3 protein-coding genes and 1 pseudogene are annotated in these 2,907 nt (G+C 74.9%); 1 reads left to right on the forward strand and 3 read right to left on the reverse strand.

What is annotated here, in order from left to right; all coding sequences use genetic code 11:
* Positions 1-1,194, forward strand: a 1,194-nt coding sequence (locus BN12_RS20630) for a leucyl aminopeptidase (protein WP_048555404.1), incomplete at its 5' end; no start/stop codon positions are given.
* A gap of 35 nt (positions 1,195-1,229) precedes the next feature.
* On the opposite strand, the gene BN12_RS20635 is transcribed toward BN12_RS20630, so the two are convergent.
* The 3 genes and pseudogenes from BN12_RS20635 to BN12_RS20645 all read right to left on the reverse strand — a co-directional run.
* Positions 1,230-1,922 (reverse strand): GTP cyclohydrolase II, encoded by a 693-nt coding sequence (locus BN12_RS20635; protein WP_048555407.1) that lies wholly within the window; start codon positions 1,920-1,922, stop codon positions 1,230-1,232.
* Positions 1,923-1,927: 5 nt separating this feature from the next.
* Positions 1,928-2,620 (reverse strand): RibD family protein, encoded by a 693-nt coding sequence (locus tag BN12_RS20640; protein ID WP_048556684.1) that lies wholly within the window; start codon positions 2,618-2,620, stop codon positions 1,928-1,930.
* Positions 2,613-2,907 (reverse strand): annotated as a pseudogene (locus BN12_RS20645) (hypothetical protein); the annotation flags it as partial. The gene BN12_RS20640 and the pseudogene BN12_RS20645, both read right to left, overlap by 8 nt.

Consider the following 2,907-nt stretch of genomic DNA (forward strand, 5'->3'; position numbering starts at 1 on the left):
GGCGCCGCGCTGCGCGCCGTGGGGAAGACGGCGAGCACCGTCGCGCTCGCGCTGGCCGGCGATGACCCGGCGGCCGTCGGAGCGTCGGCCGAGGGGGCGTATGCCGGCGCCTACCGCTACGACCCCAAGGGCGCCGGCACGGCCGACGCCGGACCCGAGATCACCGTCGTGACGGGTTCGAAGGCGGCGGCGCTGCGGGGGGCTGTCGAACGGGCGGCGGTCCTCGGCGCCCGGCGGGCGTGGGCGGCCGATCTCGTCAACACCCCGCCGAACCTCCTGCGACCGGACTCGTTCGCCGACCGCGTCCGGTCCGAGGTGCGCGCGTCCAAGGCCAAGGTGAGCTTCTCCGTCATGGACGAGGACGCCCTCCGCAAGGCCGGCTGCGGCGGCATCCTCGGCGTCGGGCAGGGCTCGGACAACCCGCCGCGGATCGTCACCCTGTCGTATGCGCCGGCCCGGCCGAAGGCGCGGATCGCCTACGTCGGCAAGGGGATCACCTTCGACACCGGCGGCTACCGCATCAAGCCCATCGAGGGCATGGAGCACATGAAGAGCGACATGGCCGGTGCCGCCGCGGTGGCCGCCGCGGTCCTGGCGGCTGCCGAGCTCGGGCTCCGCGTGGCGGTCACCGGCTACCTGTGTCTCGCCGAGAACATGATCAGCGGAGGCGCGCAGCGGCCCAGTGACGTCGTGACGATGCGCAACGGCACGACGGTCGAGGTCCTCGACCCCGACGCCGAGGGCCGCATGGTCCTCGCCGACGGCATGTGCCTCGCGTCGGAGAGGACGCCGGACGCCCTCGTCGACATCGCGACGCTGACCGGTATGCAGGTCATCGCCCTCGGCGACGACATCGCCGGGCTCATGGGCAACGACGAGGCCTTCACGACGAGGCTGCGGTCCGCGGCGTCCGGCGTCGGTGAGGCGATGTGGGTCATGCCGCTCCCGGTCGACTACCGCCCCCAGCTCGACACCCCGTTCGCCGACATCGCCCACAAGGGCAGTCGGGCCGGCGGCATGCTCACCGCAGGGATCTTCCTCCAGGAGTTCGTCGGCGAGGGCATCCCGTGGGCGCACGTCGACATGGCCGGGCCCGCCTACAACGCCGGCGCCCCGAAGGGGTACACCCCCAAGGGCGGCACCGGCTGGGGGGTCGCCTCCCTCGTCGCCCTCGCCGAGAGCTACGCCTCGTAGCCCTCGGTCCCAGTGGCCGGCGCGGGACCCGCGGGTCAGCGGCGGCCGTCGCGCCGCAGGCCGGGCAGGTCGATGGTGTGCGCCGCGTGGAGGGCCTTCGCCGCGAGGTACCGGGCGTTCGCGTCGCTCACGTGCACGTCGGTCGGAACACGGGCGACGACCTCGACACCGAGGCGGGCCAGCTGCTCGGCCTTGTCGGGATTGTTGGACAGGAGGGCGAGGCGGGTCACGCCCATCGCCGCGAGCATCTGGGCCGCGACGGTGTAGTCACGCGCGTCCTCCTCGTAGCCGAGGGCGACGTTCGCGGCATACGTGTCGAGGCCGGCGTCCTGCAGGCCGTATGCGTCGAGCTTGGCGTACAGCCCGATCCCGCGCCCCTCCTGCCGGAGGTAGAGCAGGTAGCCCCCGACGGCGTCGATGCGACGGACCGCCTCGTGCAGCTGCGGGCCGCAGTCGCAGCGCTCGCTGCCGAAGACGTCACCGGTGAGGCACTCGCTGTGCAGCCGGACGAGGGGCGGGTCGCCGTCGGTCGAGGTCGGCCGGGGACGCGCCTGACTCCCCAGTGCGAGGGCGACGTGCTCCGCCCCGTCGACGAGGCCGTGGAAGGTGAGCAACCGCGCCGTCGTCGCGAACCCGTCGCCGACGACGAGGGGCACGGTGAGCTGGCTGCGGATCGTCGCCACCGGAGGACCCGTCGACGGCGGCTCGCGGCGCGGTGCGGAGGTCATGAGGGTCAGGACTCCTCGAACCGGTCGGACAGGGCATACCGGAGCACGGCGAGGTCGTCGAGCCGCGCCGCGTCGACGAGCCGAGCCCGATGGTCGGGGCACCAGGGGTAGCCGCCGTCACCGGCGAGGCGGGTGGCGGTCGGGTTGCCGACGAAGAACGGGGCGACCGCGAGCCGCAACTCGTCGGCGAGGCCGCCGGTCAGCAGCTGCGTGTGGACGCGCCCGCCGCCCTCGACGAGCAGCCGGCGCACCCCACGGCCCGCGAGGTCGGCGAGCACGTCGACGAGGACGCCCGGACCGTCCACGCCGACGACGGTCGCCCGGTCGCCGAGCCGTCGCGCGCAGTCGCCGACGAGGTCCGGCGGGCAGTAGACGAGCCGCTCGGTCGTGCCCGCGGTGAAGAACGCGGCGTCGGGGTCGAGATCGCCGGAGCCGGTGACGGTGACCTTGGCCGGCGAGTCCGGCAGCCCCTGCGCGATCCGGTCGGCCCGGCGACCCGGGGCCCGGACGAGGAGCCGCGGGTTGTCGCGGCGGACCGTCGCGGCGCCGACGAGGATCGCGTCGCACGTCGCCCGGAGCGCGTCGACCCGCTCGAGGTCGGCCGGCGTGGAGAGGATGAGCCGCTCGGACGTGCCCGCGTCGAGGAACCCGTCGAGGGACATCGCGGCGCTGAGCACCGTGTACGGGCGGTCAGCCACGGGCCACGCCGCCACTGACGAGGACCGGGGCGAGGTCGTCGGGCGCCGGCCGGCCGGCGGGCCGACGGCGCAGCCCGGACCACAGGACGACGAGCGCTCCCGGGAGGCAGGAGACGAAGACGAGGAGGCCGTATGCCACCGCCGTCGCGAGCCCCTGCGCCGCGCCGAGGCCGGCCGCGGCGAACGCCCACGCCGCCACCCCCTCGCGCGGCCCCCAGCCGGCGAGGTTCGTCGGCACGGCCATCGCGAGGAGGGCGACGAGGACGAGGGGCAGGACCCGCGCGGTG

The organism is Nostocoides japonicum T1-X7 (assembly GCF_001046855.1).
In the GTDB taxonomy this organism is placed as follows: domain Bacteria; phylum Actinomycetota; class Actinomycetes; order Actinomycetales; family Dermatophilaceae; genus Nostocoides; species Nostocoides japonicum.

Bases quoted from the DNA above. Each gene is read 5' to 3' on its own strand.
- BN12_RS20635 (WP_048555407.1), bottom strand. From the start codon at position 1,922: ATGACCTCCGCACCGCGCCGCGAGCCGCCGTCGACGGGTCCTCCGGTG.